The organism is Aquimarina brevivitae (assembly GCF_004216895.1).
In the GTDB taxonomy this organism is placed as follows: Bacteria; Bacteroidota; Bacteroidia; order Flavobacteriales; family Flavobacteriaceae; genus Aquimarina; species Aquimarina brevivitae.
Genome location: NZ_SGXE01000007.1, coordinates 15815 through 39467, shown reverse-complemented (window position 1 = coordinate 39467; position 23653 = coordinate 15815). Strand labels below are relative to the sequence as shown.

Sequence of the window (23653 nt, the reverse complement as noted above, 5' to 3'; positions counted from 1 at the left end):
TAATTAATTGATGTGTTGCATTAAAATACTACATTTCAAATAATTAATACGGTTTTATGGAAAAGACTCTTATAGTTTTATGATATTGAGTTTGTTAACAACTACGCTTAAATTTACAAGTAAATTATTTTTTGTCGGCATAAATTCATTAGCTACATTTACCGAGGAACTAACTCAATTTTTAAAACCATGAAATTAAAGACAGGATTAATTAATCTGTTTGTGATAGGGCTTTTATTTGCCTCTTGTCAAAAGGAGGAATCAACAGAAGCCACTGCGTCTTTCCCAGCTCAAGAAGAATTAGCCAAAAACTGGCAGGAAGCTGATCTTGCTGAATTATTTGGTACTAAAAACAATAGCTATGCGATTACACCTAAACAATTGCTGATTTTGGCAGGAGATCAAGAGGTGGAAAGCGTACGGTTCATACCTGGGGTTTTAGATAATGAACTAGTGGTAACTTTTGCCGGAGTTACGACAACTGGTGAAATAATGGAGAAAATTACCATATACCCAGAAGAACGATTCATTACACAAGGCCTGAAGAAATGTGAAATGCAGCAGATCAACAAAGCAGCGATCACCGATACCAAAGTAGCACAACACGCCATCCAACCGGCAACGGCTTACCAATATGTAATGGCTTGGGAACAAAAAGACGTCAATAAATTAGAAGAACTTACTTCTTATGATGGACAACGGCTGTATCATTTCAGCTACCCCGCTTCTGTGGTAAAGTACATGGCATCACATACGTCTTCAGACTATATCAGTTTATCATGGGGGATAAATGAAAAAGATAAAATGACACCGGTCTTTTTGCCATTGAATGCGGATGGAGAGGTAACTATCGATACTAAAAGAGCTGATAATCCGTATGACTCAGGATCCTGCTGTCCACCAGATTGTAACTAAAAGGTAATTATATAACCCAGTTGGGGATTGCACAACTTCATACTATGAAGTCAGAGGGCTTCATAGCATACTTAATCTTAATCTAATAACAAAAATGAAAATCACTAACCTATTAAAAATTGCTATGGCTGGTCTAATCCTTTTAGGAGGAGTTGAATCTGGTCACGCACAGTTTGGTAAATTAGCTAAAAAAGCTAAATCTAAACTTCAAGGAAAGGAAGCTAATGACAATTCAACTTCGGATTCAGGATCAAACAATACTTCTGCCAAAGCAGAGGTCGAAATGGACTGGTCAGAGTTTGATATGTCTGCCGCGGTAACCTTTAGATCGTTGTTAAGCAACACTGAACTTTCGGACAAAGGATCACTTGACGTTAATTATTACAAAGCTGTATTTGTACCTAATAATAAAAAAGATGGAAGTCAAGCTAGCTTCATTTCGGATAAGCATATTAAAACCAAAGTGTATAAGGATGGCGAACTAATTAAAGAATTTATATACGAGGATTCTCAAAGAAGTGGTGGAAACAAAAAGTTATTCATCAAAGCGGACTCTCAAGATCGTATCCAGGTAGACGAACATGGAACTGGTACATACAGAATTGATTTTTATGCAGGTCAAAAACAGTATTATACTTTTGATTTTGAGGTTAAAAGCAAAAAAAATTCAGATGCTTATGCGGATTTAAGTACCCTATGGTATGTTGAAGGTCCTTGGGAAGATTATGCCTATTTAAAATTTGAAAAAGGAGAGAACTTGATTTTAGGTGCATTTACCAGACATTTAGAATTTAATCCAAATCCAGCGAACCCTAAAAAAACAGATCTTGACAGTAAGTATTCTTATAAGTTATATAAATCAGGAAATGTAATAGCAAAGAGCAAGGAGCCAAGATCTATTTACGTAAGTAGAGGTACTTATAAGTTAGAAAAAACATCTTTAAGATTACTAGAATCTAAGAATGGATCTGACTACATAAACTATGAAAATATTGAAGATGGTCAATATAAGTTAGAAATAACATTTGATCACGAAGCAACACCGAGAGTGTTTGAATTTGAAGTAAAGGATAAAAAAGTTGTGCCTATCGCTGAACAGGTACGATCTGAAAATTCGGATCCAATGAAGCTTATCGAAGGTATGAATGAAGACTTTTGGTTAAAAAGGAAATAATAAAGCATTAGATCTTTACTATTTTACTTACTAATAAAGGTAAGACAAGAGTAATAAAAGGTGTGTAGCAATTGCTATACACCTTTTTTATGCGTCAAAAAAAAGCAATCAAGTCTTGCATCTTGATTGCTTTTTACAATAAACAAAATAGAATCGACTAAATTATTGTTGACTGTCCAATATGGATGTTTTCAAAATTTAAATTGGTATCCTTGGGGTTTAAAATATAATTGGCCAGATAAGTGCTTACTAATTTAGAAATAAACGATGTCATAAAATTGAATTTAAATAGATGCGCGGCTTATATGTCTGAGATTTGTTTTAACCTATGAATATCACATAAAAAAGTTAATAGTCACTATTTTTCTTTAGTAAAAACAAACCTAACTTTTATCTTACCTAACCACTCTGGTTTTTTACCATTGGGATAAGTTTCATCAAACAGAACTAACTGTAATCGATTTGCATCCTCTAGTTTAATTGTATACGATTGCTGTCCACCTTCAAATCCTGGTACTTTAGCAATATCCGCAGTGGTACGCAGAATATCTTTAACTATGTTATAACTACCACTGTTAAAGACAATGCTCAGAAAAGCTTTTTTGATTTCAGCATCTTCTGGATTTGATAAATTTTTAAAAGGAATACGCTCACTTAGAGTAGGATTGTACACAATGGAATACTTATTTTTTGTTAGGAGAAACCTTCCATATTCTAAATCAGTTTGACGATAGATAGTATCCGGGTACAAATAATGTATTTCTTTAACTTTCCAAGAGCCTATCAAATCAGACTGTTTTTTTTCATTATCTAACGAATTAAAAAAGGACAGTAAATCGTTGTTTTTATAATATTGCGCTAAATCATATGCAGAATAAGTATCATCCTGTAATGCCTTGTTATGATAATCTGCTCCTTGATGAACTAGCATTTTGGCAAACTCAGTATTCTTTTCAGAAACAGCCCAGTGTAGTGCGGTTGCATTATTAATGACATCTCTATGTGCCAGGTTTGCATTGTTTTGTAGCAATAGCTTTCCTATTTCTGTATCACCTTTAATAGCAGCAGCGATTAGCGGGGTCAGTTGAAATGTTGAATCTGTTTTATTTGGATCTGCTCCTGCTTCTAAAAGAAGTTCAACCATTTCTAAATGCCCCTTTCTGGCGGCCCAAGCCAATGGAGTTTGTCCAACTGGATTTAAAATATCTATTGTAGCGCCATTAGTTATTAAAAATTGAGTCAGTTTTTTATGATTAGACTGCACAGCATATTGTAATAGGGGTATACCAAGATTATCTTTTAAATCAAATGATATAGTTGTATTCCATTTATTTATGATCTTATCGAACTGACGCTGTGACACGTATTCAATAAGCTTTCTTTCTCCCTTGATATGCTTCTTAGATGTATAATAAGGTCTAAAAACTTCTATGACTGAATCATTATGCCAGAGCCTCAACGCTACATCCAATGCTGTACCGTGTTTACTTTTAGCAGTGTAATCTGCTCCTTTTGAAATTAGATAATTCATTATTTGGACGTGGCCGTAATACGTTGCCCAATTTAACGCCGAGTCCTTATTGGTATCAGTCAGGTTGATATCTGCGCCGCTTTTGAATAAAAGTTTACACAGCGCTAAATTTCCGGTACTCGTAGCATACATAAGTGGTGTTCCTTGTAAACCGCTCTGTTCTTTAAGGTTTACATCGGCACCATTTTTTATTAATTTTTTTATTGAAGGCACATCAATCGTTGTTATTGCATTTAATAAAGGTGTTTTGCCGTTTTTATCAAATACATTCAACTGTTGTTGTCCAAATGTTTTTATACTTACTAAAATAAATGCACTTAAAATAAGTAGTTGTTTTATGGTAGTCATTTTTCTTTTCTTGATTTTGATGCGTTATTCCTTAGCTAGGATTGGTGTATTGTAAGTTTTGCAGATTAAAAAGCATATTCAATCGCAGGTGGTTGAGCTATTCGATAATCAATACTTTACTAATACTATGAGATGCTGTTGTTAGACGGAGTACATAGAGGCCGGTGGTTAAATTCTCTAAATTTATAGATGCATTATGATCTCCGTTAGTTGTAAATTGACGTACTTGTTGCCCCCCAGAATTATAAATCGTGATGGTTCCGTTAGGTACTGTATGTTGTAAACCTAATGTTACGCGATGTTTTGCTGGGTTTGGATACATCGTAAAGTTATATTTCGTAAACTCGTCCGTAGTTAGTGAATTGTTATTCAGTTTTAGGATAAAAGTATCAAATAAGCCTCCCTCTGTACCACTAAGGTTAAATACATCATCACCAGGATCAAAATCCACGTTTCCTGAGAAAATACCGGTAGTAAGTATAGTACCATTACTATTTCCAGTAATGGCAAAACCATACTCTTGAGTGCCCCCGCTTGTTTGTGATACCCAAACTAAGTTACCGTTAGCATCTAATTTTTGAATAAACATATCAGCACCACCTGATGGTGTTAAGATATGCTCATTTGGGCCCGGGTCGAAATCTGCTGGATCCCTAAAACCTCCTGTAGTATAGACATTGTCATCAGAATCGATAAATAAGGAATTTCCTTCGTCAAACCAGTTACTACCAATCTGCGTAGCCCATAAAAAGTTACCATTAACATCTAATTTTTGTAAAAAAACATCCTCCAATCCAACAGCAGTATGGTTTTCAACTCCAGTATTGGGATCCAAGTCAATGGTTTCTTCGAAAATACCAACCGTATAAACATTGTTATTACTATCTGTTTTTATGGCATTACCGATATCATCACCGCCGCTTCCTATAGCTTTGGCCCAGACAAGGTTACCATCGGAGTTTAGTTTAAGAATAAAAACATCTTCACTGCCTCCTACAGAAGACAGATTATACATAGCTGCATTTGGATCAAAGTCAACTATTTCACTAAAAACACCTGTAATATAGATATGATCATTTGTATCGATGGTTAAGGCCTTGCCATAGTCTGAAGCACTACCGCCCACAGATTTAGCCCAAATAAACTCTCCGTTTAAATCAAGCTTTAAAACAAAGATATCGGAAGCACCTTGGGAGCTTAACGCGAAAGATGATGTGCCAGAATCGAAATCAACAGTATTGCTAAAAGATCCAGTTAAGTATAAAGCATTGTTTGAAATAGCTATAGAAGTTCCTAAATCTGGACTAGAACCGCCTATACTTTTAGCCCATAGAAAATTACCGTTCGTATCTAGTTTTAGAATAAAAATATCGGAACTACCATTTGAGCTAAGATTGAATACTCCTGACCCTGGATTAAAATCTACTGTATTCGAAAAACTACCTGTAATATAAACATTTCCATCAGCATCAGTAACTACGGATTCACCACTATCAATACCAGTATTGCCAATGCTTTCTGCCCATAAAAAATTGCCTTCAGCGTCTAATTTTTGTATAAAAATATCGCTAGCCCCATTACTAGCCAGTGCAACGGTACCCGACCCGGGGTTAAAGTCTACGATATTATTAAAGTAACCTGTAGTATATACATTGTCTTGAGCATCAGTTGTTATTGCGTTTCCATAATCATTGGATTCAGCACCCATAGCAATCGCCCACTCAAAAGTTTGAGCGTGTAGCGTATTTATTAAAAAAATGGTAAGTAGCGAAGTGCAGTAAAAATTTTTCATATTGAAACTGTATTAAATATTGGTAAAGCAAATTAGTAATGATGGTTTAATTTCGAGCGTAATGGGGACGTATAGCAATTAATAGCTTACGAAGAAAAACTGAGGGATGATTTGTGTTATACTATTAAGCACTAGCGGCTATAGCACCGAGATGGATTGGTAGGCATAGCGAATTGATAAAAATGCTTAGATTCGATTTATGAGTTGTAAATAATTGTTTCATTGGATATGTAATTTTAATTACAACATAAATCGTTTTATTCCCTTAGTCTCGGTCCGGTGAATAATGGTAAGCATTAAAAATTATTATTATTAACTCTTTTAATTGAGCTTCCGGAATTTGGAAGGGGTAGTATTGGTGCATTTTGAAAAAGCCTTGTAAAAAGTTACTTTATTATTAAAATCTACTTCATACGCTAAAGCTTCAATTTTGTAGAAATTAACTACTACCACCGGAATACAATGCCACAAATCAGTTTTAACTAAAATAAAAATTAGGTGGTTTGAGGAATAGATGAAACCATAGTTGATATTGCTAAAAGAGTTGTTCTAGCTCACGTTTGTTTATAGGGGTTTAATCTTTGATTTGTTTAAGAGTCTTAAGACCTAATAGATTAGATAGGTTTTGATTCAAATAAAAAAGCAATCAAGTCTTGCATCTTGATTGCTTTTTACTATAAACAAAATAGAATCGACTAAATTATTGTTGACTGTCCAATATGGATGTTTTCAAAATTTAAATTGGTATCCTTGGGGTTTAAAATATAGTCCGCTATAAAATCTCCAACTTTTTCTGTAGTTAATGGATTAATAGTATTGATATCTGGTGTGGTTACATTCAGTTCTAAGGCTTTTTCTACTGCACTGTTAATTAGATTCGCTTCTTCCAATAAATCAAAATGCTCAAGTAGCATGGATGCCGATAAGATAGCCGCAATCGGATTGGCGATTCCTTTACCTGTTGCCTGGGGGTAGGAACCATGTATCGGCTCAAACATACAACAGGTGTCTCCAACAGAAGCAGAGGCTAGTAATCCAATAGACCCACCAATTACACTGGCTTCGTCAGAGATGATATCACCAAACATATTCTCTGTGAGTATAACATCAAATTGGCTTGGATTTAAAATCATTTGCATGGCCGCATTATCTACAAATAGAAAATCTAAAGCAACCTCAGGATATTCGTAGGCAATTTCTTTGACGACCTTACGCCACAATCTGGATGATTCGAGTACATTCGCTTTATCGACCAGGGTTAATTTGTTTCTTCTTTTTTCGGCAGCTTTAAATGCTTGATGTGCGATTCGCTCAATTTCAGCTCTAGAGTATTCGCAAAGATCTGATGCCAACTCACCATCTTCACTAAGATGTTTTTTACCAAAATAGATTCCTCCGGTCAATTCTCTATAGATAGAAATATCGGTACCCTCAATTATCTCACGTTTAAGCGGTGATTTATCCAATTGGGTAGGATAAGCTTTAACGGGTCTAATGTTGGCATAGAGCCCTAATTCTTTTCGTAATTTTAATAAGCCTTGTTCCGGGCGAACTGGCGCAGAGGGATCATTATCATATTTAGGGTCTCCAATGGCCCCAAACAGTACCGCATCGGTATCCACACATAGTTGAAGTGTTTCTTCAGGTAATGGATCTCCGGTTTTGTCAATTGCAGTGGCACCTACCAAAGCTTCTTTAAAAATAAAGGTGTGGTCAAAAGCATGTCCTATGGCTTCTAAGGCCTTGATCGCCTGAGCGGTTACCTCAGGTCCTATACCATCACCTGATAATACAGCTATATCTAATTTCATTAGCGTATATAGATTTTAATTATTTACTGCTGACAGTTTTGCATTCTTTTCAAACTGCTCAATTTCTTTTGTATTACTGAATAAAAAGTCGATGTCATCATAACCATTAATCAAACATGTTTTTTTGTAGCTATTGATTTCAAAATCCTCACTGCTACCTGTATTTTTTATGGTGATTTTTTGATGTTCTAAATCGACTTCGATTTCGGTTTTAGGATCTTGCTCAATGGTGTATAATAACTCAGTTAAGAAGTTAGCACTAACCTGTACAGGAAGCACCCCATTATTTAAGGCATTACCTTTGAAAATATCTGCAAAAAAACTCGAAACCACTACTTTAAACCCATAATCGTGTAAGGCCCATGCCGCGTGTTCTCTGCTGGATCCACAACCAAAATTATCTCCGGCAACCAAAATTTGGCCCGTGTAGGTAGGGTTGTTCAGTACAAAGTCTTCATTAGGGCTACCCGCTTTAGTATATCGCCAATCTCTAAAAAGATTTTCTCCAAACCCTTCTCTACTAGTCGCTTTTAAAAAACGTGCGGGTATAATTTGATCCGTATCTACATTTTCTATAGGTAACGGTATAGCGGTATCGGTAAGCTTTACGAACTTATCCATATATTAATTTAAATGTTTAGTAATATCAATAATCTTTCCCTCGACAGCTGTAGCTGCCGCAACTAGGGGACTGGCTAGTATGGTTCTTGCTCCTTGTCCCTGTCTTCCTTCAAAATTTCTATTCGAGGTGGAGACGCAATATTCGCCTTCTGGAATTTTATCATCATTCATCGCCAGGCAGGCAGAGCATCCAGGTTGGCGCAGCTGAAATCCTGCGGACTCAAATACTTCCCTTAACCCTTCTTGTTCAATCTGTTTGGCAACTTGTTGTGAGCCAGGAACGAACCAGGCCGTTACATTTTCTGCTTTTTGCTTTCCTTTAATATAACTGGCTGCAATTCTAAAATCTTCGATCCTGCTATTGGTACAGCTTCCGATAAATACGTAGTTAATTGGCTGATTAACCAGCGATTGTCCTTTTTTGAAATTCATATATTTCAATGACTTTTCAAAAGAAGCACTGGTTGAGTTTGGTATGGAGGCGGATATTTTAATGCCCATCCCTGGGTTGGTGCCATAGGTAATCATAGGCTCAATATCCGCAGCATCAAAATGATATTCTTTGTCAAATACAGCACCTTCATCGGTTGGTAAGGTTTTCCAATACGCAATCTTTTGCGTAAGCTCTTCACCTTTAGGAGCAAATTCGCGACCTCTTACATACTCAAATGTGGTCTCATCCGGAGCAATCATGCCACCGCGAGCACCCATTTCAATGCTCATATTGCATACGGTCATTCGTCCTTCCATAGACATTTCTTCAAATACATTGCCGGCATACTCACAAAAGTACCCGGTTCCTGCATTGGTGCCAAGCTGTGCAATGATGTATAATATCACATCTTTTGGCAAAACACCTGGTTTAAGTTTACCGTTAACATTAACCCTTAGACTTTTTGGTTTTTGTAGCAGTAAGCATTGACTTGCAAATACTTGTGCCACCTGACTGGTGCCGATTCCAAAAGCAATGGAGCCGAAGGCTCCGTGCGTAGAGGTGTGGCTGTCCCCACATACCATTGTCATTCCGGGTTGAGTAATACCAAGCTCAGGTGCCATAACGTGGACAATTCCATTGTATTCGTGTCCTAATCCATACAGCGTAATACCATATTTTTCGCAATTTTTTGTCAGTTGCTCTAGCTGGTTTCTTGATAGTACATCTTTAATTGGCAGATGTTGATCCATGGTTGGGGTATTATGATCTGCCGTAGCCACGATTTGATCCGGTCTAAAGATCGGAATATTACGTCGCTCTAACTCACTAAAAGCTTGAGGGCTTGTGACCTCGTGTATTAAATGTTTATCGATATATAGTATTTGGGGACCATCTTCTATTTCTTTAACGACGTGGGCATCCCATACTTTATCAAATAATGTTTTTTTCATGTTCATTTTTTATACCAGAACGAGCCTGAAGTATTTCATCAGACTCGCCTTTACTTTTTTTATAAATTTATACTGCGATAGCAACAGCTACATCTACATTTTTCATAATATGGTGGATATCTTCATCAACCACTTCTTTTTTGCGATCCGCAAACTTTAAAAATTCTTGATAGACTGCATCCAACTGAAGCTTGGTTAATTCATAACCCACTTTTTTAGCTCTGTAGGCTAGTGCTGCTCTACCGCTTCTGGCGGTAAGTACAATAGCAGATTCGGTAACTCCAACTTCTTCAGGATCGATGATTTCATAGGTTTCGCGATTTTTGATTACTCCATCCTGGTGTATCCCTGAGCTGTGGGCAAAAGCATTAGCGCCTACAATAGCTTTATTAGGCTGCACCACCATACCCATTTTTTCTGATACCATCAAACTCGTTTCATATAATAGACGGGTGTTGATATCAGTATTGAGATTAAGATAAGGATGTTGTCTTAAGATCATAACTACTTCTTCTAATGAAGTATTACCTGCGCGCTCTCCTATACCATTGATTGTACATTCTATCTGTCTTGCTCCATTTATTGCTCCTGCAATGGAATTGGCAGTGGCTAACCCTAAATCATTATGGCAGTGGCAAGAAATAATAACCTTATCAATACCTTTCACATTTTCTTTCAAGTATTTTATTTTTTCACCGTATTCTTCAGGTAAACAATAACCGGTAGTATCCGGAATATTAAGAACAGTAGCACCTGCTTTGATCATCGCTTCGCATACGCGTGCCAGGTATTCGTTTTCTGTTCTTCCGGCATCTTCGGCATAAAACTCTACATCTTCCACAAAGGATTTGGCTAATTTGACGGCGGCAATCCCACGCTCGATCACTTTTTCTCTTGTAGAATTGAACTTATATTTGATATGAGAGTCTGAGGTACCTATACCTGTGTGTATTCTTGGTCTTTTAGCATATTTAAGCGCATCTGCCGCTACACGTATATCATTTTCCACAGCTCGTGTTAATCCACAAACAGTTGCATTTTTGACGACTTTAGAAATTGCTTCTACAGAAGTAAAGTCCCCTGGACTTGAGACAGGAAAACCGGCTTCAATGATATCCACGCCTAAGTAGTCGAGTTGCCTGGCAATCACTAGTTTTTGCTCAGTATTTAATTTACATCCTGGAACTTGTTCTCCATCTCTTAGTGTGGTATCAAAAATTTGAACTTTGTCTTTACTCATACGAATTTCTAGTTTTTGAGTTAGTTTTTTTGAAGAGTCTTCAATTTTTGAAGTTTCTCTCTTAGTTGTTTCCTAATTCTCCTACGAATTTATATTTTGGCTATGAGAAAAACGGGTTTATCTGCTTTGGTTTACAATGCTAAACTTTCTTTTTTTAAATTTAAATATCTTTAAATCAACAAGTTAAAAACAATTCTCTTACAATGACTAGTGACCAAAAAGATCCGTTGTTTATTTTGGTGAAATCTCTTTCTAAATCTGAAAAGAGACAGTTTAAAGTTTATGTAGGAAGATTAGGGGTCAATACAGATTCTAAGTTTTTAGCGCTATTTAATCATTTAGATAAAAGTGATAAGATAGACGAAGAGTTGATCGTCAAAAAAGGAATCGTCACCAAGCAGCAATTATCCAACTTGAAGGCCCATTTATACAAACAAATTTTGATTAGTCTTAGGCTGAGTCCGGTACATCAAAATATTCGTTCGCAAATACGAGAGCAATTAGATTTTGCTTCAATTTTATACCATAAAGGTTTGTATAAGCAGAGTTTAAAAATCTTAGATAAAGCTAAATCTATTGCTATTGAAAATGAAGAGAATAATAGTGCTTATGAAATAGTAGAGCTCGAAAAGATTATAGAAACACAATACATTACCAGAAGTATTAACACCAGAGCGGATGAGCTAACAGAAGAAGCGAAAATGCTAAGTATGAAAAACGTGCTTACCAGCCGTTTATCAAATCTGTCGCTACAGCTTTATGGTTTAATGCTCAAAAGTGGATATGTGAGGAACGACAAAGAGCACAATATTATTTCGAATTATTTTCATAGCAAACTACCCAAATATGACTGGAATCTACTTGGGTTTAGAGAAAAGTTGTGGTTGTATAATGCGCATTTGTGGTATAGTTTTATGATTCAGGATTTTTTATCCTGTTACAAATACTCTAAAAAATGGGTAGATCTTTTTTATGAATACCCACAAATGATTTCGTTAAACCCGGTGTTTTTTTTAAGGGGGTATCATTATTTGATGGAGTCTTTATACCTTATCAAAGATCAAAGTCAATTGCAACAAACATTACTAAATTTTGAAAAAGTAATCCAAGACAAAGATTTTCCAAAGGATGATAACATTGAGGTGCTATCTTTTCAGTTTTTGTATAATAATAAACTCAATAGTCACTTTTTAGAAGGAACCTTTGCCGAAGGTGAGTATCTGGTAAGCGAAATTGAAGATGGTATTGCTAACTATAGTAATAAGTTGGATGATCACCACATCATGGTGTTTTATTATAAAATAGGTTGTTTGTATTTTGGGATGGGTAACCACAAAAAATGTATTGAATATCTCAAAAAGATTATAGAGAATAAATCGCTGCAAATGCGCGAAGATTTAATGTGTTTTTCTCGGGTGCTGTCTTTGGTAGCACATTATGAATCAGGACGGGATTATCATTTAGAAACACAACTCAAAGAAACCTATCGATTTTTGATCAAAATGGATGATTTGCACGAAGTTCAAAAAGAAATGATAAAATTCTTACGAAATTTGGGAGATATCTATCCACAACAAATCAAGGATGAATTTAGAAAATTACATTCGACTTTGAAAAAGTATGAAAATCATCCCTATGAAAAACGTGCCTTTTTATATTTAGATATTCTATCTTGGCTTGAAAGTAACATTCAGGGCAGACCTGTTTCAGATATTATCAAAGAAAAAGCAAAACAATCGATTAGATAACATAAATGCAACAAAAAACGCACTTTACCAATTTGCTAGAAATAAATCTAGCGATGTTTTTCATTAGTACATCAGGAGCATTAGGAAGATATATAGACATGCCGGTCCCTGTGATAATAGGTTTTAGAGCGTTATTTGCAGCGTTTTTTTTGTATGCCTATTGTAGGTGGAAGAACATCTCAATTAGCATTGCTCCAAAGGATAGAACAGGAATAGTATTGAGTGGGATTCTTATGGGAGCACATTGGATTACTTATTTCTATGCCTTAAAATTATCCAATGTCGCTATTGGTATGCTGTCCATATTTACCTATCCCATTCTGACTGCTTTTTTAGAACCCTTGATTTTAAAAACCAGATTTCAAAAAATGCATTTGTTACTAGCGCTGTTAGTTTTGTTGGGGATTTACTTTTTAGTGCCTGATTTTGATTTGGATAATTCGTACACCAAAGCAGTATGTTTTGGAGTTTTTTCAGCATTGTGCTATGCGATTCGAAATTTGATCACAAAAACTAAGGTTAAGAGCTATCACGGTTCTACATTAATGTGGTATCAATTAGTGGTTATCTCTATTGGTTTACTTCCGTTGCTTTTTGTTTTGGATAGCTCAGGAATTTCCGGTCAATGGTTACCTGTGGTTACCTTGGCATTACTCACTACAGCGATAGGACATACCTTATATGTTTTAAGTTTTAAAAAGTTTTCTATTACCACCGCAAGTATTTTAGGCAGTGTACAGCCTATTTATGGGATCTTAATTGGCGTTGTTTTTTTAAACGAAATTCCCTCTTTATCTACTATTATCGGAGGGGCTTTAATTTTAACAGCAGTGGTAATTGAAAGTGTCAGAACGTATAAGTAACACTTAATTAAATGCAGTCATTCCAAATCGGATCATCGGGCGGTGGAGCTGTGATTGTAATTTCTGTTTTTTTAACGGGATGAATGAATTGCAGGACTCTTGCGTGTAGATGAATGCTTCCATCTTTATTACTTCGATCCGCACCGTATTTTAGGTCTCCTTTGATCACAGAACCGATGGCTGACAATTGTGATCGTATTTGATGATGTCGCCCCGTAAATAAATCAATTTCTAAAAGGTAATAATTAGTCAATTGTTTGAGCAAAGTATACGCCAATTTTGCTTTTTTGCTACCTTCGACTTCTTTGTTATGCGCGTAAGATTTATTTTGTTTTGGGTTACGTTTTAACCAATGTGTTAGCTCATCGTTTTGCTTTGGTGGTACCTGTTTAACTATTGCCCAATATTTTTTTTGAGCTTCTTTGGCCGCAAATAACTTGTTTAACCGTGGTAGTGCTTTACTAGTACGAGCAAATAAAACAATACCACTGGTAGGACGATCTAGACGATGCACAACACCTAAGTATACATTCCCCGTTTTGTTATATTTTTCAGCGATATATTCTTTGACAACTTCACTAAGGGGTTTATCACCTGTTTTGTCACCCTGTACAATATCACCAGGTCGTTTATTGACTACAATGATGTGGTTGTCTTCATATAGTACCTGTAAATTATCTTTATGAGATAAAGTTTTTGACATGAAAAGCTATAAGAATTTAGGTGAAAGCAAAGAATTTAAGTTAGTATTACGCTTAATACTGTTCGTCTTCACTTGGAAACCTAAGTGCCTTTACATCTTTGACATACTCTTGAAATGCAGTAGTCATTTCCGTGTGTAAATCCAAATAGCGTCTCAAAAATCGAGGATTGAATTCGTGCGTCATTCCTAGCATGTCGTGAGTAACTAAAACTTGTCCGTCAACACCGTTACCAGCTCCTATACCAATTACAGGTATGGTTAAGCTTTCAGCAACTTCTTTGGCTAGATCTGCGGGAACTTTTTCTAGTACTAAGGCGAAACAGCCTATTTTTTCAAGCATTTTGGCGTCTTCTTTGAGCTTGGCAGCTTCTGCTTCCTCTCTGGCTCTTACGGTATAAGTCCCGAATTTATAGATGGATTGTGGCGTTAGACCAAGATGTCCCATTACAGGTATGCCAGCGTGTAGAATTCTTTTAATAGACTCTTTTATTTCTTTTCCGCCCTCCATTTTTACTGCATGCGCACCGGACTCTTTCATTATTCTGATAGCACTACGCAAAGCCTCTTTAGGATCACTTTGATAACTCCCAAAAGGAAGATCTACAACAACTAAGGCCCTGTCAATTGCTCTAATTACGGATGAGGCATGATAAATCATTTGATCTAACGTAATAGGTAGCGTTGTCTCATGTCCCGCCATTACGTTTGAGGCACTGTCTCCAACTAAAATCACATCGACACCGGCGCCATCGATAATCTTGGCCATGGTGTAATCATATCCAGTAAGCATAGAGATCTTTTCTCCATTTGCTTTCATATCTATGAGAGATTTTACCGTTACTCTTTTGTAATCTTTTTTAGCGGTTGACATGGTGTTGTAGTTTTTATGTGGTTGTAAAAGTAATCAATTCGAGATATCATCACAACAAGTCTTATTAGAAATAGGATAGTTATTACCCTAGTCATTCAAATGATGAGTTACCCATCTCAGAGATCTTCGATTGGTTTATCTATTTTTTTGGAGCAAGGAATTGGACCAGATCATAGCATCATCAAAATTTCTAAAGACATTAAAGTCTCTATCATAAAATTTACCCTCAAAATGGGCAGTGTTGACGTTCTGTTCTTCACTAACGATAATACCTATACCAATAAGTTGCTTGATTTTTGATGCTTCCTTATATACTAAAGGATCTACACTATACGAAAAAGTTCTATTGGATAAATATACAACGGGCTTATCTTTAAAATGCTTGTCGATTATACGTATCAATTCATCAACGTGGTCAGCGGAAATTATTTCACCTTCTTCTATTTGTTTTACGAGTACATTTTCTAAAACAAAAATTTCGCAATAGTCCAGTTTATAATGATAAAATCTACCCATTATCTTTTATTTACTAATTAACTATGATGTTTAGCACATTTAAATATTTTAAAACTTTTCAGTTTATAGTTCAAAACTTTTTAATATTTTGGGAAGATTACTATTGAACTAGTATTAAAAATATAAACATAAGACTTATATTCAATAAATTTAAAAAATTTCATGAGATTTCTATTTTTGCTTAGTTTACTATTGTTTCTTGATGTTCACGCACAGGAAGATTTATCGGTAAGTGATTTAAACTCATATCAAGATGAGGTAAAACAAACTATTTTGTCATTCTTTAATGCTTTTCATAAAGGTGACACTGTTGCTATTAAAGAGGTTATTGGAGAAAATTTAGTGCTTCAAACTATTTATTCGGACAAAAATGGAGGAAGAAAAGTATTTAAAACACCTTTTCAAGGATTCTTAAATTCAATAGGTGCCAAACCGGAAGGTCAGCACTGGAATGAAAAATTACTCTCCTTTACTATTAATGCAGATTCAATAATTGCTACTGCTTGGACACCTTACGAATTTTCGGTCAATGATAATTTTAGCCATTGTGGGGTAAATGTGTTTCAATTATTTAATGACGGAACTAATTGGCGAATAATAGCGATAGCAGATACTCGTAAAAAAGAAGGATGCAATAAAGGTTAGCGATGTTAAGTTATTTGAGTTTTTAGTTTTATATGCAAACTAGCAATCACTTAAACTGACCTTAACCGCAAGCCCACCTTCACTCGTTTCTTTATACTTGGTGTTCATATCTTTTGCCGTTTCCCACATGGTTTCGATGACTTTGTCTAGCGGAACTTTAGCTAATGTAGCATCTCCATCTAGTGCCATTTCACAAGCATTGATAGCTTTTATGGCACCCATAGCATTTCGCTCAATACAAGGAATTTGTACCAGTCCAGCTATAGGATCACAAGTAAGACCTAGATGATGTTCCATAGCTATTTCGCTGGCCATCATTACTTGCTCAGGTGTACCCCCCATAAGTTCGGTGAGAGCTCCTGCGGCCATCGCAGAAGATACGCCGATCTCAGCCTGGCATCCACCCATCGCGGCCGAGATCGTTGCTCCTTTTTTGAAAAGACTGCCAATTTCTCCGGCCACTAGCATAAATTGTTTGATATCTTCAAAATTAGCATCGTGATTTTCAATGACCATATAATACATCATTACGGCAGGGATCACACCAGCACTGCCATTCGTAGGAGCAGTAACCACTCTTCCTAAAGAGGCATTCACTTCATTCACCGCTAATGCAAAACAAGACACCCATTTTAGGATTTCTCTAAATTTCACTTCTGTATTGCGAATGGCTTCAATCCATTGCTCTGGATTATCGTATTGATGGTCTTTAATTAATTTTTTATGAGAGTCAAAGGCTCTGCGTCTTACATTTAATCCACCAGGAAGCACCCCTTCTGTATGACACCCTGTATACATAGAGTCAAGCATGACATTCCATATTTCTTGTATTCTTTCATCAATTTCTGGTAGAGTTCTCAGGGACAATTCATTTTGTAATACAATATCAGAGACCTTTTTTTGATGTGTATTACAATACGCCAGTAAATCAGTTGCTTTTTGAACTGGAAAAGGAAATTGCTGAAACTCAGCAATCTTTTTTTGCTTTCTCTTTCGCTCTTCTTTTACAACAAATCCACCACCAATGGAATAGAAGGAAGAAAAACTTTTTTTACCATTCGCTAAGACGGCTCTAAACGTTATGGCATTAGGATGAAATGGTTTGAATTTTTTATTGAAAACAATCTCAACTTTTGGGTCAAATGAAATGGCCTTCTCTTGATTAAGGTTTAGTATTTTAGTTTCAGTAATATTTTTTACCTCTTCAGGAATACGTGCAATTTCGACGGTTTGAGGATCAAAACCGCAAAGTCCCATAAGTACTGCAGTGTCAGTCGCATGGCCAACACCAGTCAATGAAAGCGACCCATATAAATCTACTTTAATTGCAGTGACTTCATTAAAATTGCCTTTCTGCTTTAATTCAGCGATCCATCGTCTGGCAGCTCTCCAAGGGCCTAATGTGTGTGAACTTGAAGGGCCTACTCCAATCTTTAACATGTCAAAAATACTGATACATTCCATATCGAAATCAACTCTTAGAATTATGCGTCAAATATAGGTTTTTGATAAAATTTGAAGTGTTTTTTTGCAATATTCTTAGTGAGATATTTTGTTGGCATTTGTAGTAGTATTTAAATTTTAAAATAATGACATCCTGTCATATAAATTTGACTGGCATAATGATTGACCTTAGGAAAGTGAAATTATTTTGAACAACACTTAAAAATTATAATAAAAATACTATGAGTAAAATAATAGGAATAGACTTAGGAACAACCAACTCATGTGTTTCTGTTATGGAAGGTAACGAACCAGTGGTAATTCCTAATGCTGAAGGAAAAAGAACTACGCCTTCTGTAATCGCATTTGTTGAAGGAGGCGAAATAAAAGTTGGAGACCCTGCAAAGCGTCAGGCGGTAACTAACCCAACCAAAACGATATCTTCGATCAAGCGTTTTATGGGTAATAAATTTTCTGAATCTGCAAAGGAAGCGGAGCGAGCTGCTTACAATGTGGTTAAAGGAGATAATGATACTCCAAGAGTAGATGTAGATGGTCGTTTATACACGCCTCAAGAATTGTCTGCTATGATTCTTCAAAAAATGAAGAAAACAGCAGAGGATTATTTAGGACAGGATGTATCGAGAGCGGTAATTACAGTGCCTGCGTATTTTAATGATTCTCAGCGTCAGGCAACCAAAGAAGCGGGAGAGATTGCAGGTCTTAAAGTAGAAAGAATAATAAATGAGCCTACTGCTGCGGCACTAGCTTATGGATTAGATAAAAAAGGTACGGATCAAAAAATTGTTGTTTTTGACTTTGGTGGTGGTACACACGATGTGTCTATCCTTGAATTAGGGGACGGTGTATTTGAAGTACTATCTACGGATGGAGATACTCACTTAGGTGGTGATGATGTAGACCAAAAGATAATTGATTGGTTAGCAGAAGAGTTTAAAGCAGATGAGGATATGGACCTGCGTAAGGATCCTATGGCTCTTCAGCGTTTGAAGGAAGCTGCTGAAAAGGCGAAGATAGAATTATCATCTTCAGCTCAGACAGAGATCAATTTACCTTATGTTACTGCTACACCTAGTGGACCAAAACACTTAGTGAGAACATTGACTAGGTCAAAATTTGATCAATTAATTGACGATTTAGTAAAGAAAACTATTGAGCCTTGTAAGAGCGCATTGAAAAGTGCTGGATTATCAACAAGTGATATCGATGAGATTATCTTGGTAGGTGGATCTACACGTATTCCAGCAGTACAAAATGCAGTGAAAGAATATTTTGGAAAAGCGCCAAGTAAAGGAGTAAATCCAGATGAGGTGGTAGCTATTGGTGCTGCAATTCAAGGTGGAGTATTAACGGGAGATGTTAAGGATGTATTACTATTAGATGTAACTCCACTATCTCTTGGTATTGAAACTATGGGTAACGTAATGACTAAGCTAATTGAAGCTAATACTACGATCCCAACGAAGAAGTCTCAGGTATTCTCTACTGCTGCGGATAATCAGCCTTCTGTGGAGATACACGTACTACAAGGAGAGCGTCCTATGGCGGCGGATAATAAAACCATTGGTAGATTCCATTTAGATGGAATACCACCAGCACAGCGTGGAGTACCACAAATTGAGGTAACTTTTGATATTGATGCTAATGGTATCATTAAGGTTTCTGCAACGGATAAGGCTACTGGTAAGTCTCAAGACATCAGAATTGAAGCTTCATCAGGTCTTACTGAAGAGGAGATCGAAAAAATGAAGAAAGAAGCTGAAGCCAATGCAGAAGCTGACAAACAAGCCAAAGAAAAAGCGGATAAGCTGAATGAGGCTGATGGAATGATTTTCCAAACCGAAAAGCAATTGAAAGAATTTGGTGAAAAATTATCTGATGATAAGAAAAAACCAATCGAAGATGCTTTAGAGGAGCTTAAGAAAGCATATGAAACCAAGGAAATTGATCAGATCCAGCCAGCACTTGATAAGATAAATGAAGCTTGGAAAGCTGCTAGCGAAGAGATGTATAAAGCTCAGGCAGAGGCACAAGGAGGACAACCAGGACCTGATGCCGGTAACGGACAGCCACAGGGTGGTAGTAGTGATGACTCCTCAGCAAGTGATGTTGAAGACGTAGACTTCGAAGAAGTAAAGTAATTTAACGTTACTAATATAAAAATAGGAAAGGACGGCTTTTGCCGTCCTTTCCTATTTTTTAATTGACCCTATTAAAATCCAACAGCAGTATCATCACCCCGTCGATCAGCACCACCTTCTAAGGTACCATCAGGCAACACCAGTATAGCATCCACTTTACCTATGACGGTTGATTCTTTTTCATCCGTGGTGTAGCCTTTACTTCGTAAACTATCTAATAGTTTAGGGCTAAAACTATTGGGTTCAAAAACAATCTCATCGGGCAGCCATTGATGATGGAATCTTGGGGCGTTGACTGCTTCTTGCATGGTCATATCAAATTCATATACATTAAGAATGGTTTGTAATACAGAAGTGATGATTGTAGATCCACCAGGTGTACCTACCGACATCCATAATTTACCATCTTTTTCTACAATCGTTGGTGTCATTGAGCTAAGCATTCGTTTTTCTGGAGCAATAGCATTGGCTTCAGCTCCAATTAAACCAAACATATTTGGAGTTCCTGGTTTTACACTAAAATCATCCATTTCATTATTAAGAAAAAATCCTAAGGAATCAACATAAAGTTTAGAACCATAAGCTCCATTAAGTGTTGTGGTAACAGATATGGCATTCCCAAACTGATCTACAATAGAATAGTGTGTAGTTTCAGAACTTTCGTAGCCCGGAACACTTCCATAATTTAAATCCGATGATTTTGTCGCTTTTTGAAAAGTAAAACCATCCATTCGCTCATCAAGGTAGTCTTCACTGATCAGCGTATCGATCGGTATTTGTACAAAATCAGGATCTCCCAAATAATAACCTCTATCCGCATAGGCTCTTCGCTCTGCTTCGGTGATCACTTGTATCGTTTTTAAATTGTTGTGACCAAAGGCTGACAATTCGTAAGGTTCTATCATTTTCATAATTTGTGCCAGGCAAACGCCACCACTCGAAGGGGGGGACATAGAGATCACTTTAAGTCCTTTGTAGTCAAAAACTACAGGTTTTCTCCATTTTGCTTCATATTTCGCTAAATCTTCTTTAGTAATAATGCCATTATGACGCTGTATAAATGCTACCAAAGAATCAGCTGTAGCTCCTTTATAAAATTCATCTCTGCCGTGATCTGCTATTCGCTGTAAGGTATTTGCAAGTGCTTTATTTTTAATAGTGTCACCTTGTTGATACGATTTTGCATAAAGAATAGTATCTTGATTCGTTTCAATAAAAATATCCGTAAAACGTTGAAGTCTTTTTTCTTGTTTTTTAGTAACTACATAACCTTTATTAGCTAAGGCTATTACAGGTTTTAATAATTCTGTAATGGGAAGGGTTCCAAATTTTTTATGAGCTTCAAAAATCCCGGCAATGGAGCCAGGGACTCCCACAGCTAAGGGGCCTACTTGACTTTTTTCGGGAATAGGATTTCCTTCTTCGTCTAAGAACATATTCTTTGAGGCAGCTAATGGCGCTTTTTCTCGATAGTCAAGTGCTCCTAGTTCTCCATCCGATAGGCGGTATACCATAAAACCACCACCACCTAAATTACCCGCATAGGGGTAGGTTACTGCTAAAGCCATTTCTGTCGCAACCATAGCGTCAAAAGCGTTTCCTCCTTGTTTTAATATGGCTGTACCAATCTCAGAGGCTTCTTTTCTGGCAGAAACAACCATAGCTTTTTCTGTAATTAGCCCTCTGATAGGGTGGGGAGCTTCCGAACTGTTGGTTTTTTCTTTACAGGAAAAAAATAGCAATAAAGAAATAAGTATGCTGAAGGAATAAAAATTAAAAGATGGATTAGAGTTTTTTAATTTCATGTTGTGTGTACGTTTGTAATTCTTTAAAAAAAGATACGAATTCGTTATTAAAATCGGAGTAATAAGTTTCTAGTTCGTTAACCGCCAAATTCATCTTAGAACGATTTTTAGTTCTCTGATTCATTTGGTAAAGGATCTTACCAATACCAGGGATCGTGGCATAGCTCAATAACCAATTATCCGCGATCATATATGGTAGAAAATTTTGTATACGCTTAGGTAGTACGGAATAATTATCTTGCAACAAGGTGTAAAATTCAGCTACATATTGTTCTAATGGAACAGAACTATAGTTGTTCCAATCCGCCGCTAAAAAATGGTCGTAGATAATATCAATTATTACCCTGCTGTAATGTCCATATTTCGGAAATAGCCTCGCTACACTCTCTCTAACAATAAAATGAGTGTCAGTGAATCGATCGATTTTTCGATGTAATAGAATGCCTTTTTGGATGTTTTTTGGGTAAGTCTCGTATTTTTTTCCTTTTACAGAATCAGCGATAAAATTTCCTATTTTTAAGTGATCATCATCACCAGATAAATAGATATGGGCTAAGAAATTCATTGAGGCAATTTACAACTTTTACAAAAGTTAGTATTGGTTTTAAGGAAACTTTTGAACTTATATGCTGTCTGTCTTGGTGTAGACTTGTAACTTTGTGTTTTATTTATACACTTAATCGATAATAAATGACCTTAATAAAATCAATTTCAGGAATAAGAGGGACCATAGGCGGTAAAGTAGGAGAGAATCTTACCCCAGTGGACGCGGTTAAATTTGCATCTGCCTATGGGAGTTGGTTAAAAAAAGAATCAAAAAAGGAAAAACCTATTGTAGTGGTAGGTAGAGATGCTCGAATCTCAGGAAAAATGGTTCAGGAGTTGGTGATGAATAGTTTGGTCGGTTTAGGTATTAAGGTGATAGACTTAGGTTTATCGACCACACCGACCGTAGAGGTAGCAGTACCTTTAGAACATGCAGATGGAGGAATCATTCTCACAGCAAGTCATAATCCTAAACAATGGAATGCGCTAAAATTGCTCAATAATAAAGGAGAATTTTTAAATGCTGAAGATGGTAAAAAGATACTAGATATCGCAGAAAGAGATGAATATACATTTTCAGAAGTAGATGATCTTGGAGCAATCTTTCGTAATGATGGCTATATTGATATCCATATTGCCGAAGTATTAAAGCTTCCTTTGGTGGATAAAGATATTATACAACAGGCTAAATTTAAAGTAGTGGTAGATGCAGTAAATTCTACAGGCGGTATTGCGGTACCAGCATTACTTAGGGCTTTAGGGGTTGAAGTTGTAGAATTGTATTGTGAACCTAATGGACATTTTCCGCATAATCCTGAGCCTTTGAAAGAACACTTAACAGATTTATCAGCCCTGGTAGTTCAGGAAAAAGCGGATTTGGGAATAACTGTTGATCCGGATGTGGATCGATTAGCGTTTATCTCTGAAGATGGGGAAATGTTTGGAGAAGAATATACCTTGGTGGCTTGTGCGGATTATGTTTTATCAAAAAAAGGAGGGAATACGGTTTCTAACCTTTCTTCGAGCAGAGCGCTGCGTGATGTCACAAACCATCATAAGGGGAGTTATCAGGCGAGTGCCGTTGGCGAAGTTAATGTAGTTGAAAAGATGAAAGAAACCGATGCAATTATTGGAGGGGAGGGTAATGGGGGAATCATTTATCCTCAATTGCATTATGGAAGAGATTCCTTAGTAGGAATAGCATTATTTTTGACCCATTTAGCAGAGAAAAACATGAAGGTAAGTGAGTTGAGAGCGACTTATCCATCTTATTATATGAGCAAAAATAAAATTCAGCTTACACCAGATTTGGATGTGGATCAAATATTGGAAGGTTTTCATAACAAACATAAAAATGAAGAGGTCAATATAATTGATGGTGTAAAAGTAGATTTTGAAGCATCGTGGGTACATCTTAGAAAAAGTAATACGGAACCTATTATTAGGATATACACTGAGGCAAAAAGTCAGAATGAAGCCGATCAACTAGCGGAACAAACGATAGCGACCCTCAAGGAAATTGCTGGAATATAA

Annotated in this window: 19 protein-coding genes; 7 read left to right on the top strand and 12 right to left on the bottom strand. The window is 36.4% G+C overall.

The genetic code is table 11. The annotated features are described in order from the left end of the window. Positions 1 to 189 precede the first annotated feature (189 nt). Both EV197_RS16130 and EV197_RS16125 read left to right on the top strand, forming a co-directional pair. Positions 190 to 915 carry a hypothetical protein gene (locus EV197_RS16130; RefSeq protein ID WP_130287839.1) on the top strand — a complete coding sequence of 242 codons (726 nt, stop codon included), beginning with the start codon at positions 190 to 192 and terminating at the stop codon, positions 913 to 915. A 94-nt stretch (positions 916 to 1009) separates the two neighbouring features. Continuing rightward, complete coding sequence (locus EV197_RS16125; protein ID WP_130287838.1) at positions 1010 to 2089, top strand: hypothetical protein; 1080 nt, start codon at positions 1010 to 1012, stop codon at positions 2087 to 2089. 358 nt (positions 2090 to 2447) lie between these two features. On the opposite strand, the gene EV197_RS16120 is transcribed toward EV197_RS16125, so the two are convergent. The 6 genes from EV197_RS16120 to EV197_RS16095 all read right to left on the bottom strand — a co-directional run bounded on the left by EV197_RS16120 (position 2448) and on the right by EV197_RS16095 (position 10818). After that, positions 2448 to 3968, bottom strand: a complete 1521-nt coding sequence (locus EV197_RS16120; RefSeq protein ID WP_130287837.1) for an ankyrin repeat domain-containing protein — start codon at positions 3966 to 3968, stop codon at positions 2448 to 2450. 97 nt (positions 3969 to 4065) lie between these two features. Then, positions 4066 to 5760 carry a T9SS type A sorting domain-containing protein gene (locus tag EV197_RS16115; protein ID WP_130287836.1) on the bottom strand — a complete coding sequence of 565 codons (1695 nt, stop codon included), beginning with the start codon at positions 5758 to 5760 and terminating at the stop codon, positions 4066 to 4068. 695 nt (positions 5761 to 6455) lie between these two features. Beyond that, on the bottom strand, positions 6456 to 7571 hold the full coding sequence (leuB, locus tag EV197_RS16110) for a 3-isopropylmalate dehydrogenase (RefSeq protein WP_130287835.1): 1116 nt from the start codon (positions 7569 to 7571) through the stop codon (positions 6456 to 6458). 15 nt (positions 7572 to 7586) lie between these two features. Next, positions 7587 to 8192, bottom strand: a complete 606-nt coding sequence (leuD, locus tag EV197_RS16105) for a 3-isopropylmalate dehydratase small subunit (RefSeq protein ID WP_130287834.1) — start codon at positions 8190 to 8192, stop codon at positions 7587 to 7589. 3 nt (positions 8193 to 8195) lie between these two features. Continuing rightward, positions 8196 to 9578, bottom strand: a complete 1383-nt coding sequence (gene leuC / locus EV197_RS16100; protein WP_130287833.1) for a 3-isopropylmalate dehydratase large subunit — start codon at positions 9576 to 9578, stop codon at positions 8196 to 8198. A gap of 67 nt (positions 9579 to 9645) precedes the next feature. Then, positions 9646 to 10818, bottom strand: a complete 1173-nt coding sequence (locus tag EV197_RS16095; RefSeq protein WP_130287832.1) for a 2-isopropylmalate synthase — start codon at positions 10816 to 10818, stop codon at positions 9646 to 9648. 203 nt (positions 10819 to 11021) lie between these two features. Here EV197_RS16095 and EV197_RS16090 point away from each other — a divergent pair, with 203 nt between their 5' ends. After that, entirely contained in the window at positions 11022 to 12566 is a 1545-nt protein-coding gene (locus EV197_RS16090) for a hypothetical protein (RefSeq protein ID WP_130287831.1), read from the top strand. Between the two features lie 5 nt (positions 12567 to 12571). Next, a complete protein-coding gene (locus EV197_RS16085) occupies positions 12572 to 13429 on the top strand; it encodes a DMT family transporter (protein WP_130287830.1) in 858 nt (285 codons plus the stop codon). A gap of 7 nt (positions 13430 to 13436) precedes the next feature. Here the strand turns inward: EV197_RS16085 and EV197_RS16080 are convergent, their stop codons facing one another. The 3 genes from EV197_RS16080 to EV197_RS16070 all read right to left on the bottom strand — a co-directional run bounded on the left by EV197_RS16080 (position 13437) and on the right by EV197_RS16070 (position 15519). Beyond that, the gene (locus EV197_RS16080) at positions 13437 to 14132 is read right to left on the bottom strand and encodes an RluA family pseudouridine synthase (RefSeq protein WP_130287829.1); all 696 of its coding nucleotides are present in this window, start codon (positions 14130 to 14132) and stop codon (positions 13437 to 13439) included. 52 nt (positions 14133 to 14184) lie between these two features. Next, the gene (gene panB, locus EV197_RS16075) at positions 14185 to 15003 is read right to left on the bottom strand and encodes a 3-methyl-2-oxobutanoate hydroxymethyltransferase (protein ID WP_130287828.1); all 819 of its coding nucleotides are present in this window, start codon (positions 15001 to 15003) and stop codon (positions 14185 to 14187) included. A 135-nt stretch (positions 15004 to 15138) separates the two neighbouring features. Then, complete coding sequence (locus tag EV197_RS16070) at positions 15139 to 15519, bottom strand: hypothetical protein (protein WP_130287827.1); 381 nt, start codon at positions 15517 to 15519, stop codon at positions 15139 to 15141. Between the two features lie 162 nt (positions 15520 to 15681). Between EV197_RS16070 and EV197_RS16065 the strand changes: the two genes are divergently transcribed. Then, positions 15682 to 16164, top strand: coding sequence for a nuclear transport factor 2 family protein (locus EV197_RS16065; protein ID WP_130287826.1), 483 nt, complete (start codon positions 15682 to 15684; stop codon positions 16162 to 16164). A gap of 39 nt (positions 16165 to 16203) precedes the next feature. On the opposite strand, the gene EV197_RS16060 is transcribed toward EV197_RS16065, so the two are convergent. Further along, on the bottom strand, positions 16204 to 17628 hold the full coding sequence (locus EV197_RS16060; protein ID WP_207224224.1) for an L-serine ammonia-lyase: 1425 nt from the start codon (positions 17626 to 17628) through the stop codon (positions 16204 to 16206). 221 nt (positions 17629 to 17849) lie between these two features. On the opposite strand from EV197_RS16060, the gene dnaK reads away from it, so the two are divergent. After that, the gene (gene dnaK, locus EV197_RS16055; RefSeq protein WP_130287825.1) at positions 17850 to 19769 is read left to right on the top strand and encodes a molecular chaperone DnaK; all 1920 of its coding nucleotides are present in this window, start codon (positions 17850 to 17852) and stop codon (positions 19767 to 19769) included. A gap of 71 nt (positions 19770 to 19840) precedes the next feature. On the opposite strand, the gene ggt is transcribed toward dnaK, so the two are convergent. Both ggt and EV197_RS16045 read right to left on the bottom strand, forming a co-directional pair. Then, positions 19841 to 21574 carry a gamma-glutamyltransferase gene (ggt, locus tag EV197_RS16050; protein WP_130287824.1) on the bottom strand — a complete coding sequence of 578 codons (1734 nt, stop codon included), beginning with the start codon at positions 21572 to 21574 and terminating at the stop codon, positions 19841 to 19843. Then, positions 21555 to 22139, bottom strand: coding sequence for an acyl carrier protein phosphodiesterase (locus tag EV197_RS16045; RefSeq protein ID WP_130287823.1), 585 nt, complete (start codon positions 22137 to 22139; stop codon positions 21555 to 21557). Before EV197_RS16045 ends, ggt begins: the two co-directional genes overlap by 20 nt. 125 nt (positions 22140 to 22264) lie before the next feature. On the opposite strand from EV197_RS16045, the gene glmM reads away from it, so the two are divergent. Then, a complete protein-coding gene (glmM, locus tag EV197_RS16040; protein WP_130287822.1) occupies positions 22265 to 23653 on the top strand; it encodes a phosphoglucosamine mutase in 1389 nt (462 codons plus the stop codon).